The organism is Robbsia andropogonis (assembly GCF_000970345.1).
Classification (GTDB): Bacteria; Pseudomonadota; Gammaproteobacteria; order Burkholderiales; family Burkholderiaceae; genus Robbsia; species Robbsia andropogonis.
On the sequence record NZ_LAQU01000003.1, the window covers coordinates 117,674 to 130,823 of the forward strand.

General features: G+C 59.3%; 10 protein-coding genes and 1 tRNA gene. 5 read left to right on the top strand and 6 right to left on the bottom strand.

Annotation, left to right across the window (positions count from 1 at the left end; all coding sequences use genetic code 11):
- Nucleotides 1-375: 375 nt before the first annotated feature.
- The 4 genes from htpX to def form a co-directional block, all read right to left on the bottom strand.
- Complete coding sequence (gene htpX / locus WM40_RS04160) at nt 376-1,236, bottom strand: zinc metalloprotease HtpX (protein ID WP_046152239.1); 861 nt, start codon at nt 1,234-1,236, stop codon at nt 376-378.
- Between the two features lie 239 nt (nt 1,237-1,475).
- On the bottom strand, nt 1,476-2,186 hold the full coding sequence (locus tag WM40_RS04165) for a LysE family translocator (protein WP_024903470.1): 711 nt from the start codon (nt 2,184-2,186) through the stop codon (nt 1,476-1,478).
- Between the two features lie 111 nt (nt 2,187-2,297).
- Complete coding sequence (gene fmt / locus WM40_RS04170) at nt 2,298-3,332, bottom strand: methionyl-tRNA formyltransferase (protein ID WP_024903471.1); 1,035 nt, start codon at nt 3,330-3,332, stop codon at nt 2,298-2,300.
- A 115-nt stretch (nt 3,333-3,447) separates the two neighbouring features.
- The gene (gene def, locus WM40_RS04175) at nt 3,448-3,951 is read right to left on the bottom strand and encodes a peptide deformylase (RefSeq protein ID WP_024903472.1); all 504 of its coding nucleotides are present in this window, start codon (nt 3,949-3,951) and stop codon (nt 3,448-3,450) included.
- A gap of 485 nt (nt 3,952-4,436) precedes the next feature.
- Here def and dprA point away from each other — a divergent pair, with 485 nt between their 5' ends.
- From dprA to WM40_RS04190, 3 genes are all read left to right on the top strand, one after another.
- On the top strand, nt 4,437-6,140 hold the full coding sequence (gene dprA, locus WM40_RS27665; RefSeq protein ID WP_162199032.1) for a DNA-processing protein DprA: 1,704 nt from the start codon (nt 4,437-4,439) through the stop codon (nt 6,138-6,140).
- On the top strand, nt 6,130-6,504 hold the full coding sequence (locus WM40_RS04185; protein WP_052738163.1) for a thioredoxin family protein: 375 nt from the start codon (nt 6,130-6,132) through the stop codon (nt 6,502-6,504). The genes dprA and WM40_RS04185 overlap by 11 nt, the downstream gene beginning before the upstream one ends.
- 231 nt (nt 6,505-6,735) lie before the next feature.
- Nucleotides 6,736-9,417 carry a DNA topoisomerase III gene (locus WM40_RS04190; protein ID WP_046152240.1) on the top strand — a complete coding sequence of 894 codons (2,682 nt, stop codon included), beginning with the start codon at nt 6,736-6,738 and terminating at the stop codon, nt 9,415-9,417.
- An 88-nt stretch (nt 9,418-9,505) separates the two neighbouring features.
- Here the strand turns inward: WM40_RS04190 and WM40_RS04195 are convergent, their stop codons facing one another.
- A complete protein-coding gene (locus WM40_RS04195) occupies nt 9,506-10,549 on the bottom strand; it encodes a LysR family transcriptional regulator (protein ID WP_024903476.1) in 1,044 nt (347 codons plus the stop codon).
- Nucleotides 10,550-11,106: 557 nt separating this feature from the next.
- Between WM40_RS04195 and WM40_RS04205 the strand changes: the two genes are divergently transcribed.
- Nucleotides 11,107-12,114, top strand: a complete 1,008-nt coding sequence (locus tag WM40_RS04205) for a D-2-hydroxyacid dehydrogenase family protein (protein ID WP_024903478.1) — start codon at nt 11,107-11,109, stop codon at nt 12,112-12,114.
- Between the two features lie 39 nt (nt 12,115-12,153).
- Here the strand turns inward: WM40_RS04205 and WM40_RS04210 are convergent, their stop codons facing one another.
- Nucleotides 12,154-12,630 (bottom strand): OsmC family protein, encoded by a 477-nt coding sequence (locus tag WM40_RS04210; protein WP_024903479.1) that lies wholly within the window; start codon nt 12,628-12,630, stop codon nt 12,154-12,156.
- A 163-nt stretch (nt 12,631-12,793) separates the two neighbouring features.
- Between WM40_RS04210 and WM40_RS04215 the strand changes: the two genes are divergently transcribed.
- Nucleotides 12,794-12,869: transfer RNA gene (locus tag WM40_RS04215), tRNA-Lys, on the top strand.
- The last annotated feature ends 281 nt before the right edge of the window (nt 12,870-13,150 follow it).

Genomic DNA, 13,150 nt, shown 5'->3' on the forward strand with positions numbered 1-13,150 from the left:
GATAAGGGCGCGCGCGAGGGAACGGCACCGTGCGTCGCACCGGATGCACCTTTATGCCTGGCAGGGCCTGCGGGCCCTTTCCCGCCAGGCTTAGGCGAGCGGACACCCGCGCCGCGATCTGCATTAGCACGACGATTGGATGGCCGGTCAGACCGGGCACCCAATGTCTTACGTGCAGGTCTTGGCGAGGCAGAGGAACGTTCGGTCATCGGAAGCGACAGTCTGTGATGCTGGAACCGCGCATTCTACTCCGGTCACCGTCCACCATGCCCTTCCCCCACGATAAGGCACTACCCACGAATATTACAAACGGTGCGTACCAACATGGGACGCGACGCATTTGCCAGGCATTGCCGAACAGGCCGACGGTATCGTTCAGGCCGGGTATTGACCCGTCTGCGCCATATGCATCAGGCGGGCGACGCGCTCCTCCGTTGCCGGATGGGTCGAGAACAGCTTGGCGACGGAACTGCCGGACAATGGATTCATGATCATCATCTGTGCGGTAGCCGGATGTGCCTCGGCCGTCGGGAACGGCACACCGCTCGCATAGGCGTGGATTTTCTCCAGTGCCGATGCCAAGGCGGTTGGATCGCCCGAAATTTCCGCACCACCGCGATCGGCCTCGAACTCCCGGGCGCGTGAAATCGCCATCTGAATCAGCGATGCCGCGATCGGCGCGAGAATCGCCACCGCAATCGACGCGATCGGATTCGTCGGTCGTCCTTCTTCGTCGCGACCACCAAAGAACATCGCGAAATTAGCCAGCGCCGAAATGGCACCGGCCATCGTCGCGGAAATCGTTGAAATCAGGATGTCCCGGTGCTTGACGTGCGCCAACTCATGCGCCATCACGCCGCGCATTTCTCGTTCGGACAGCACGCGAAGGATGCCGGTGGTGGCCGCGACAGCGGCATGCTCGGGATCACGCCCGGTTGCAAAAGCATTCGGGGCATCTTCATTGATCAAATACACACGCGGCATTGGCAATTGGGCGCGATGCGCCAGTTCCTGAACCATCCGGTAGAACTCTGGCGCCGTGGATTCATCGACTTCCTGGGCGTTGTACATCCGCAACACCATGGAATCCGAAAACCAGTAAGAGAAGAAATTCATGCCCAAGGCAATCACCAGCGCGATGACCATGCCACGATGACCACCAATCGCGCCGCCAACTACGACAAACAGCGCGGTAATGCCCGCCATCAACGCTGCAGTCTTCACCCAGTTGAACATTGTTCGACTCCGAAATAGGCGCCCCGCGGGCGCTCGCTGTCGATCGACCCGCCACATCACTGAAGATATGGCATGTTGACCGACGTTGTATTGTAAGGTTTTTGTTAGATAAGGGCGAAATAGAAAATTTCAATCCCTTACGCTACCGAGCAATACGCCGCAACACGCGTATGAAACGCTGTCGCGGAAATTTTGTATGCGAGGTCCTCGGTGGGAGGCTGAAACGAGGTGACGGGCGCTCAGCGCGTGATCAATGCGAGCCGGACACCCAAGCCGACGAAAAGGCTACCGACGGCACGATCAATCCAGCGCTTGATGTAGGGATTGGACGCCACGCGGCGCGTGAGTCGTCCTGCAACCAATGCGAGTCCCGTATTCCAAATCAGTGATATCGCGATAAAGACAAGCCCCAGCACCAGGAACGCGAGGCGCTTATCGCCAAGCGTCGGCTCGACGAACTGAGGGAAAAAGGCGACGAAAAATAACACGACCTTGGGATTCAACAGGTTTGTCACGAAGCCTTGCCAGAAAAGGCGATGCATTTGCACCGGGACATCGTTGCCTTGTACGCCGGCTGACGGGACCGGGACAGCGGACTGACCGGGCAGGTGCGGCGGCGCATCGCCTGCCGGGGTGGATACTCGCCATTGCCCACGTACCGCTTGCCGCGTCATCAACATGCGAATACCGAGCCAAATCAAATAAGCGGCCCCGACCCATTTGACGATCGTGAAGGCTTGCACCGATGCGGCCAGCAATGCGGCCAAACCAAGGACGGTCAACGTCAAATGGACACAGCAACCGGTGATGATGCCCAATGCCGAGGCCAGGCCGGCCCGCGGACCACTGCTGATGCTACGCGCGACGATGAAAGCGGAATCCGGCCCGGGCGTGACCGACAACGCGATGCACGACAGGATGAACAATGAAAAATGCGTGATGCCAAACATGACTTCTCCACGGACGCAGTACGGGGCTGACTGGTCAACGCGATTCTACGGTGATGATGGCCCCGCGGCAATTCGGCCATCTGGCCGACTATTACGACGCGACAGGCCCGCTTACGATGGGTTCACTATGAATCGCTGACCAACGGAGACCGGAAAGCCCGTGAGGAATTCCCGTACCGCCAAGCGCTTGCCGCCCGGCTTCTGGCATGCCAACAATCGAATTGCCTGCTGCGCGCCGCAAGCAACCACCAGCCCGGAAGCGTCTGCACGCAGCACTGTGCCTGGAAGCTCCGCGGCGGCGTTTGCAACGTCGTCGGCAGGCTCGGCGGCCCAGATCTTCAGCGTGACACCGTCAAGCACGCCGGTCGCACCGGGAAACGGATCGAATGCCAATATCTGGCGAGTCAACGCATGAGCGTCCCGCCCCCAATCCAATGCGCTTTCCGCCTTCGAGATCTTCTCGGCGTACGTGACGCCCTCGCCAGGTTGCGGCGTGGCGTTCAGGTGCCCCGCCCTCTCAAGTTCCGAAAGCGTCGCGACAATGGCGGCCGCCCCGGCCTCCGCCAATGCATCATGAAGCAACGCCGTGGTCGTGCGAGCACCGATCGGCACCGTGACACGCGAAATCATCGCACCGGTGTCAAGGCCCGCATCCATTTGCATCAATGTGACACCGGTTTCGACATCCCCTGCCTCGATCGCGCGCTGTATCGGTGCCGCGCCGCGCCAACGGGGCAGCAGCGACGCATGGATATTGATGCAGCCGAACCGGGGCAGGTCCAGTACCCATTGCGGCAGAATCAGGCCGTACGCTGCCACGACCATGACATCGTGCGGCGTGGCGTTCAACAAAGCATTGGCGGCGGCGGCTTCCTCGGGGTAGCGCCCGTCGAGGCGCAACGACGTCGGTTGCGCGACAGGCAACCTGCGCGCCAACGCCTCTCGCTTGACCGCGCTGGGATGACACTTCATGCCCCGCCCTGCCGGACGATCGGGTTGTGTCAGTACCAACGGCACAGTAAAACCCGCGTTGTGAATTGCCACCAGTGCCTGTGCGGCGAACTCCGGCGTTCCGGCAAAGATCACGCGCAACGCATGCTTGGCAGCGTCGACCCCGCGGAGCCCGGTACTTATCGGCGCACCCATCGACGGGGCTTGATCGAGATCCCCGGGAGCAGGAGAAGGAGACGTATGAGACATGGAACAGGCATCCGGGCAAGGCAAAATGGGCACATCGCCCGAAAATCGCGCGAGCGCGACGTCAGACGTTCGCAGCCTGTTTCTTCAGCTTGGTACGAACCCGATTTTGCTTCAGCGGCGACAGATACTCTACAAACACCTTGCCCAGCAAGTGATCCATCTCGTGCTGGATACAGATGGCCAGCAGACCTTCCGCCTCGATTTCTCGCGACTGGCCTTTTTCGTCGAGTGCCTTTACCCGTACCCGCTCGGAACGCTCGACATTGTCATAGATGCCGGGCACGGACAAGCAACCCTCTTCATTCAGCTTGCGTTCTTCGCTCGCCCAAATGATTTCGGGATTGATCAGGACGATCAATTCGTCCCGTGCCTCAGACACATCGATCGTAATAACACGTTCGTGGATGTCGACCTGCGTCGCCGCCAGACCAACGCCGGGGGCGTCATACATCGTCTCCGCCATATCCCGAATGAGCGTCTTGATCCGGTCATCGACGGCCACAACCGGCTTGGCCACTTTGTACAGTCGCTTGTCCGGGTATTTCAATATGTTCAACAACGCCATGATGTCACCTGCCTCGGCAATGTGCGCGCCATGCGATCGATCAGCCATAACCTGAACGGTCTATTGCCTCGAGTCGACTGCCGCGTAATTACGGCGTTCATACAAGCCACGGCGCGCGCTTTTTGCCTACCTTTCGAATCGACAAGTTTAGCATGCCTGCCGTCGCGTTCATGCAACAGTCTGTTTGTACAAGGCATCATCACGCAGGGCTGCGTTGGGTCGCAGCCTGGACCGCAAGCGATGTTCGCAGGCAACGTGACGACAAGCGCCACAGAGATCACGGGAGCAGGCGCACGCAAGCGTCGATCAGCCTGCCGCTCAAACAGAGAGCCTCAGGAGGAAACGGTGCAGGCGGGTACCACCAACCAACAAACCAATCGAGACAACGGCCGCCAAGGACACACTGCCATGACACGACGCTCCTGCCCTCGTAAGGGACCCCACCACCGAACAGAACGCTGCGGGAGCCGATGGGGGAGGTCGATATGAAAAAGGAAGCACGCACGCTATGCAATGCGGGCGGCACAATTGACGCACCCGATGGCACCGCGGCACAGTCACCAGGCTCTACGCGCCCGCCCGGCACCGATAGCCTACCCTATCCTGGAGAATCGCTCGCCTCGTCACGGGTGGCGCACAAGGGCCATTTGCTGGATTGGGCTGATGACCGCGAGATTACCGCCTGGCTCGACATCGCCGCGCTTCCTTTGCGCTATCGGCGGGCATTCGCCGCTGACTGCCAAAAACGCACCATCGGCGCGGTCCACGACGCGGCGGCACAGCCCAGGCCTACGGATTTTGCCCAGCAGTGGATCGCACGCACCGTGCGGTCAATGGCAGGAACATTAGCGATAAGCGCTGGCGCGGCACACCCGGCGCTGCCTCAGGATGCGATGTCGCGCGTTGCAACGCTCAAAAACTGGCTGCGCGCGCCGGGACGACACCTGCTGACGTTGCTCGACGACGATTACCCATCGCGCTTACGCCATTTGGAAGACCCGCCTCCATTGCTGTACGTACTGGGAGATATCGATTGGCTGCATCAGCCGATGATCGCCATTGTCGGCAGCCGTCGCGCGAGCGCCCAAGGCAATGAATCAGCTGCGTTTCTCGCGGCAGCGCTCGGCGCGCGCGGGTGGTCCATCGTCTCCGGACTCGCCGAGGGAATCGATGCCGCCGCCCACCGAGCGGTATTGCCCGGCAGCACCTACCTTGCGACGTATCGCAGGGACATGCCGGAATCGGTGCCCATCAGTACCATCGCGGTCATCGGGACGGGGATTGACCAGGCCTACCCGGCATGCCACCGATCATTAAGCGAGTCGATTGGCCAGCATGGCGCGGTGCTGTCCGAATGGCCATTGGGCACCCCACCAAAAGCCGCCCATTTTCCGCAGAGAAATCGACTCATCGCCGCACTGGCGCATGGTGTCGTGGTCGTGGAGGCGGCGTTGCGATCCGGATCGTTGATCACGGCCCGACTGGCCAATGAGCTGGGCCGTGACGTTTTCGCGCTGCCTGGCTCCATCTTCTCGCCGCAGGCGCGGGGCTGTCACGCCCTGATTAAGGACGGCGCCACGCTCGTCGAATGCGTCGAAGACATCATCGACACGCTGCCTCCCATCGCCGAGGCTTTCAGCAGCGGAACGCTACCGCGGCCCACATCCACTCCAGCAGCATCACCGGCGCACACCCCAAACGGCAGCCCGGTACAAATGCATTGCCGCTCGATCCCTCCGGCTCGTGCGGATCAAACGGTTAGCGTGGTCGGCATTGATGCCAACAACGATCACGTGGCGGTCAGGGCACACCACCGGGCCAGCACCGTCCTTGCCGCACGGACGATCGATGCATGGCCGAGCGACGAGCCCGTGCTGGCAGCGTTGGGGCATGATGCCGTCACGCTCGATATGCTCTGCCTTCGCACGGGGCTGCCGGCAGCAGCGGTCGCGGCGACGTTGGCCAGCTATGAGATCGATGGCATCGTCGTCCACAGTGGCGGGCGCTTTACGCGATTGCACGCGCCCGGACGATGCAAGGTACAGCGGAACGTGCTGAAATCAACCTCATCCCCGAAGCACGCCCGCGAAACCAGCGTTGGCGCAATTCAGGCAGCCACGGGAAACGTGGTAGAGTCGGCGGCAGATTCCGCCCCAAGACAGACCGAGGCAGACGAGCGTGCTATTTGATCTGGACAATACGGACGACGAGACGACTATCCGCGCCCGGCTTGACGCCGGAGCGACCCTGGTAGCCTGCCTGTGCGCGCAGTGGTGCGGATCCTGCCGCGATTATCGCGATGTCTTCACCGGACTGGCGAAGACGTTCCCACAGTATTGTTTCCTGTGGGTGGATGTTGAAAATCAGGCAGATCGGGTTGACGCATTCGATGTCGAGAATTTCCCGACGATCGTCATTGAGGATGCGGTTGCGACTCGGTTTGCCGGAACACTGTTGCCGCAACGCGGTATCCTCGAACGGCTACTGAACGAAGTGCCGCAGTTGCCGGGAAACGGTACGGCCCCGACGCTGCGCGCTGCGTTGGCAGTCTAAACCCAACAACCACCTGTCGATTTCGCCGGTGTGCAGGCAGGCCGGATCGGCCCGCAAGCGTAAAGCGGAACCGCAAACGGCAAGGAAGATTGAGGCGGTGAATGTTTTGATCGTCGTCGGTTGTGTTATAAAGCGTCGAAACGGTGTGACCCCATGGCGTTACGGTACCGGAGTCTCGCGGTCCGACACGTTACCCCTGGCGTCAGCCCTGTATATAGAATAGCGTCCATCATGTCCAAAGCTCTGATCATTGCCGAGAAACCTTCTGTCGCGAATGACATCGCGCGGGCGCTTGGCGGCTTCACAAAGCATGATGAGTACTTCGAATCCGATGACTTTGTCTTGTCATCGGCAGTCGGCCATCTGCTCGAGATCGCCGCTCCCGAGGAATACGACGTCAAGCGCGGCAAATGGAGCTTCGCGCACCTGCCGGTGATTCCGCCGCACTTTGACTTGAATCCGATCGCGAAGACCGAGTCCCGTCTGAAGGTCCTGTCGCGGTTGATACGGCGCAAGGACGTGGACCGCCTTATCAATGCCTGTGATGCCGGGCGCGAGGGCGAGTTGATCTTCCGCTACATCGCGCAGCATGCAAAGGCGAAGCAGCCTGTGCAACGGCTTTGGCTGCAGTCGATGACGCAAGGGGCGATACGCGAGGGGTTTGCCCGGCTGCGCACCGATGAAGAGATGATGCCACTGGCCGATGCCGCGCGTTGCCGTTCGGAAGCGGACTGGCTCGTTGGCATCAACGGCACGCGCGCCATGACCGCATTCAATAGCAAAGGCGGCGGCTTCTTCCTTACCACCGTTGGCCGGGTGCAAACGCCTACACTGTCGATCGTCGCCGAACGCGAGGAAAAGATTCGTCGTTTCGTCCCGCGCGACTATTGGGAAGTGCATGCGGAATTCGTCTGCGCCGCCGGTTTCTATCAGGGGCGCTGGTTCGATCCAAAGTTCAAGAAGGACGAGTTCGACCCGGAACAACGCGACTCGCGACTCTGGAATAAGGCTGCGGCGGAATCGGTGGTGGCGGCGTGTCGTGATCGCACCGGCACCGTGACCGAGGAAGCCAAACCGTCGACACAGATGTCGCCGGCGCTGTTCGATTTGACGACCTTGCAGCGGGAAGCAAACGGCCGTTTTGGTTTCTCAGCGAAGAATACGTTGGGTCTGGCGCAAGCGCTGTACGAACGCCACAAGGTATTGACCTACCCGCGTACCGATGCGCGCGCACTGCCGGAAGACTATATCCCTACGGTCAAGACCACGCTTGAGATGCTGAAGGAGGACAACAACTACCTCCCGCATGCACGCAAGATCCTGGATCAGAGCTGGGTAAAACCGAACAAGCGGATTTTCGATAACTCGAAGATCAGCGATCACTTTGCGATTATCCCGACCACGCAGCCGCCGAAGAACCTGTCGGAACCGGAACAGAAGCTGTACGACCTGGTGGTCAAACGTTTCCTCGCCGTATTCTTTCCCGCCGCCGAATTCCAGGTCACCACGCGGATCACCGAAATTGCCGGTCATCGCTTCAAGACCGAAGGCAAGGTTCTGGTGTCGCCAGGTTGGCTGTCGATCTACGGCCGGGAAGCCCAGGGCGATGACGCCAACCTGGTCCCCGTTGCAAAGGACGAGAAGGTCAAAGCGGACTCCGTTACCGCGCAAGGACTGGTTACCAAACCACCGGCGCGCTACAACGAAGCGACGCTGCTTTCGGCAATGGAAGGCGCCGGAAAACTGGTGACGGACGAAGACCTGCGTGAAGCCATGGCCGGAAAGGGCCTGGGCACGCCGGCCACCCGCGCGGCCATCATCGAAGGCCTGCTCGCGGAAAAATACCTGATCCGTGAAGGCCGGGACTTGATCCCCACGGCAAAAGCGTTCCAGTTGACCACGCTTTTGCGCGGCCTGGACGTCAAGGAATTGACGCAGCCCGAATTGACGGGTGAATGGGAACATAAGCTGTCGCAGATCGAAAGCGGCTTGTTGAAGCGCGATGCGTTCATGCGCGAAATCGCGCAGATGACGCAGACCATCGTCAAGCGAGCAAAGGAATACGACTCGGATACGATTCCTGGCGATTACGCCACGCTGTCGACGCCTTGTCCGCACTGTGGTGGCGTGGTGAAGGAAAACTATCGCCGCTTTGCCTGTACGAAGTGCGAATTCTCGATCTCGAAAATCCCCGGCGGTCGTCAATTTGAAATTGAAGAAGCCGAGGAATTGCTGCGCGAGAAACAGATAGGGCCGCTGTCGGGATTCCGCAGCAAGATGGGACGTCCGTTCTCCGCTATCTTGAAGCTGGTGGAAGACAGCGATACGAAGAACTACAAGCTTGAATTCGATTTCGGCCAGGATAACGGCGAGGAAGGTGGCGAACCGCCTGATTTCTCCGACCAGGAACCGGTTGGTGCCTGCCCGAAATGCAGTAGTCGTGTGTTCGAGCACGGGATGAGCTATGTGTGCGAGAAATACGTCGCTCAACCACGTGCCTGCGACTTCCGGTCCGGCAAGGTTATTCTGCAGCAGGAAATGAGCCGCGAACAGATGGCGAAACTGCTGGGGCCGGAAGGCAGAACCGACTTACTGACGAACTTCAAATCGTCGCGGACGGGCAGGAACTTCAAGGCCTTCCTGGTCCGTCAGAAGGATGGCACCGTCGGTTTCGAGTTTGAAAAGAAAGATCCGGCCGCCAAGAAAGGGGCTGCGCGTAAAACCGCCAGGAGCACATCGACAGAAGAAGGCGCCCCGGCGAACGACGATGACGGCGTAGCCATGGCGACTAAAAAAGTGCCCGCAAAAAAGGCTGCCGCGAAGAAAATCGCAGCGAAAACGGCTACCAAGACCTCGGCCAAGAAAGCTGCCACGAAAGCGGCATCAAAGCGCGCAGCAACCAGCGATGCCTGATTGACGGGGGGACGGGTACCGGTGGGTTACCAGCTCGGCCCACCAGCAGGTAACCTGCGGTGACTCAGGAAGGGTGGCGCGCCTCGTCTTACTGCGCTGGAACCGCTTCGGCGTGGAGTCGCATTGCGTCGAATGCCCCCCTGCCGCCTAAATCAGAGTGCGCCGCCGTCCCCACCTCTTCGCCGCTCGACAGCGGTGATGCCACACCTTGCATAGGCGCGCCCCATTTCTCGATCTGCTCGACCGGTTCCTCGAAATGCGCAACCAGATGATCAATGAATGTCCGCAATTTCGCCGGCATATAGCGGCGGCTGGGGTACACGACGTGAATATCGATTGGCGCCAGTCGGTAGTCAGTCAGCAGCGCCGTCAATGTACCGGCCGCCAGATCCCGCCCGATCAAGTAGCTCGGCAGCACGGCGATACCCGTACCGCGCAGCGCAAACTGTCGCAACATTTCGTAGTTGTTTGCCAGCAGCACACTGGCCGGTCGCACGCGCGTCTCACCGTCCGCGCCTTCGAACACGTACTCGTCGTCCGAGACCGAGGCATTGAGCGTCACACACGCGCGTCCGGCCAGCATCGACGGATGGTCGACCTGGCCATGATGGGCCAGGTAATCCGGTGACGCGCAGACCACGAGAGAACCCGTTGTCAGGCGACGGCTGACAACACTCGCACTACGGATATTACGAGCGATTGCAATGCCGACGTCGAACCCCTCCTCGACAAGGTCCACGCCTCTGTCTACCAACGTCACATCAGGCACGACCCGAGGAAAGCGCCCGGTGTAGTCGGTCAGCACCTGACCGAGGTTGTGCATACCGAACACGACGGGTGCGACGATACGCAAGGTGCCCACGGGCTCATGCGTGCGCTCGAGCACCATCTGTTCCGCGTCGTCGAGTTCTTCCAGAATTTGTTTTGCGCGTTCCAGGTAGACCTGCCCCGCTTCTGTCAGGGACAAACTCCGCGTCGTGCGGTTCATAAGGCGGGTGCCCAAGCGTCCTTCCAGGTCCGCAACGTGGCGAGTGACCACCGCGTTGGACATATCGAGCTGGGTCGCTGCCCGTGCAAAGCTGCCCAAATCAGCAACTTTCACAAATACGCGCATTGACTGCAATTGATCCATAACCACTCCGATTCAGCGTCGCGCAACGGATGCGCTCGCGGCGTCTTCCGATTTCCTCGAAACACAAGACGAATTGTCCTCCTTCGCGGCAATATTTGCTTGGCTTAGCAAGAAACTTATCGCGATGGCGCGGTCAAACCGGGTATTGACGTAAATTTCCGTGCTTTTTTTACATCGTCGCCCGCATTTACGGGAGCTGGCGGACACGACACGCGGGTGCAGCCAGGAAAAAATCCTCGGAAAGTAGGCCGACCGCGCAAGAATCGCTTCCGGAACGCAATCTTCGCGCCAAGCGTCATTCGAATGTCACCATCCTCAAAATGGATGTGGTCTTGCCCCCGTTTATGTATCTGCGTGCAGTGCCCCCCTCTGCTTGCCCATTACTCGCAGGACAATCAGGCGGAATTATTTGAAAACGACGCACCACGACGAGGCACCCGGATATCGCAACGGCATGTAAAAGAAGTTGAATCGATTGCAAAAATCGGCATCAATTACGTATTCGTTGGTTCAACAAATGGCGCCGTGCAAGCGGTGCAGCTTTTGGAGACAGAGTTTTGAAAATTGCGATCCTCGACGATTATCAGGACGCCGTGCGCAAACTCGATGCCTTTGCATTGCTGGCCGACCATACGGTCTCGGTCTATAACAATAGCGTGCGCGGCGTTGGACACCTGGCGAGCCGTTTGGCCGACAGCGAAGCACTGGTGCTGATTCGAGAGCGCACGAAGATCACAAAGTTGCTGCTGGACAAGTTACCGAAGCTGAAAGTGATTGCGCAAACGGGCCGCGTCGGTAGCCATATCGATCTGGAAGCGTGTACGGAGCGAGGCATTGCGGTGCTGGAAGGAAAAGGCTCACCTACGGCACCGGCCGAGTTGACATGGGCGCTGATCATGGCCGCGCAGCGCCGAATCCCACTTTATATTGCGAACCTGAAGCAAGGCGCGTGGCAGCAATCGGGATTGCGGGCGGCGTCGATGCCGCCAAATTTCGGCATGGGCCGCGTTTTGAAGGGGCAGACGCTTGGCATATGGGGATATGGCAAGATCGGCCGATTGGTTGCCGGCTATGGGCGCGCGTTCGGGATGAATGTGCTGGTCTGGGGCCGCGAGTACTCTTTGGGTGCGGCACAGGCGGACGGAATGGAAATTGCCACATCGAAAGAAGCGTTTTTCGAACGCGCGGATATATTGACCGTGCACCTGCGCCTGACCGACGAAACGCGGGGCTTGATCACGCTCGACGACTTGTCATTGATGAAGCCGGACGCATTGTTCGTCAACACCAGTCGCGCGGAATTATTGGAGGAAGACGCGCTGATCGCGGCGCTCCAGCGAGGGCGTCCGGGCATGGTGGCGGTCGATGTGTTTGAATCGGAGCCTATTCTGCAAGGCAATATGCTGCTACGGATGGAGAACGCCATCTGCACGCCGCATATCGGTTACGTCGAACGCGAGAGCTATGAGCTGTACTTCGACTACGCGTTTCGCGCGCTGCTGAATTTCGAGCAAGGCAGCAGCGAAAACATCGTCAATCCAGATGCGATGATGCGACGTCGATGATTCAGCGACGCACCATGCGGTGAAGCGAACCGATGCCGGCTACAGGTTGGATAGATCGATTACGGGCTCACAGCGAACGGGGAAGTTTACAGAGTTCGCCAGGAAGCACGCGTGATGCGCGTCGTTGTGTAGCGATGCGGCCAATGCTGCGTCGCCACCAACGCCGATGGTCACGCGTGGCCGTAATATCACTTCCGTAAAGCAGCCCGGCTTGCGCAGGTTGCCTTCGTCCATCGTGCCCTCGGCGTCATCGACATAGCCGGTGACAACGATGCCCTTGACGGCGGCAAAGTGCAAATACCACAGCATATGGCAGCTCGCAAGAGATGCCAGGAACAGGTCCTCCGGATTATGCCGCGCAGGATCCCCGCGGAATGCCGGGTCGCTGGAACCTTCGATGGACACCTTGCCGGGAATGCGAACCACATGATCACGGGTGTAGGCGTCGTACGCGGAAGTGCCTGTACCTCGGTCGCCCGTCCATACGATCTGGGTCCGGTAAGAATGAATCGTCATCGCAAACGCCTGTAGAAAGGGAGCGGAATGCATATTGTCGCGTGATCGCCCCACACGCGTTGCTTGAATATCACACGCACAAACAATTATCTCGAATAGGAGAATTTTTTGACCACGGGGACTTGCGCACGTCGAAATTCATGTGCATAATCTCGCTTCTGTTGGGGCGTTAGCTCAGTTGGTAGAGCAGCGGACTCTTAATCCGTAGGTCGAGTGTTCGAGTCACTCACGCCCCACCAACCGAATTCATCTGTAGAAAATCAAGCACTTACGCGGAAGCGTCGGTGCTTTTTTTTCGTCTCGCGTGGGCGTGATGAGCCATCCAAAACTGGTGTTTGCCGGAAATCTACCGGAACGCAAGAATTCAGACCAAGCGAACTCAATCTCTCGCAGGAGTCTGGAATGGCATACATCAGTCAACGCGGTGAATACGGGCGCGCGGAAATCCGTCGGAGCGGGTACAAACCCGTTTATCGGAGTTTCGATACAAAGCAACAGGCTCAGAAGTGGGCGCGCCGAG